Source organism: Gilliamella sp. W8128 (genome assembly GCF_016100545.1).
Lineage (GTDB): Bacteria > Pseudomonadota > Gammaproteobacteria > Enterobacterales > Orbaceae > Gilliamella > Gilliamella apis.
In genome coordinates this window covers 1-422 of sequence record NZ_JACFSE010000030.1, presented here as the reverse complement: position 1 = coordinate 422, position 422 = coordinate 1, and the positions used below count along the sequence as shown (strand labels likewise).

At 36.7% G+C, this 422-nt stretch carries 1 protein-coding gene; it reads right to left on the bottom strand.

Features of this window, described 5'->3' with window-relative positions:
- Window positions 1-334, bottom strand: a 334-nt coding sequence (locus tag H3U97_RS11365) for a hypothetical protein (RefSeq protein ID WP_198199012.1), incomplete at its 3' end; no start/stop codon positions are given.
- Between the last annotated feature and the right edge of the window lie 88 nt (window positions 335-422).

Here is a 422-nt window from a genome sequence, read left to right as displayed (position 1 = left end):
CATCACCCCAATAATTATACGGTGTGCCAATAAGTGAACTTAATGCAATAGAATTAGTATCCGTTGGTACTAACATACCAATATCCGCAAAACTCTGACCAGAAGCAGGTAAAACGATAGGATTGTCTCTTGAATTATTGGTTGTGGGAGTAAATCTTCTACCATCAGAAAGGGATATCCCGAGTAACGCTTCGGTATTTGTTACCCGGGTTCGACCTCCATCAAAGGTTAAATAAGGGGCTGAGCCATAAATAATATTGGTCGTTTTAGTGGTTAATGCATAATTAGCAAAAGAGATAGACTGTAAAACAACCACGGTTAATACCAAAACCATCGACCGAGATAAACAGACTAAACCAAGAAATTTTGAAAAATTTTGCTGAAATTTCGGAAATTTTGGAAATTGTCGAAATAATAAACTG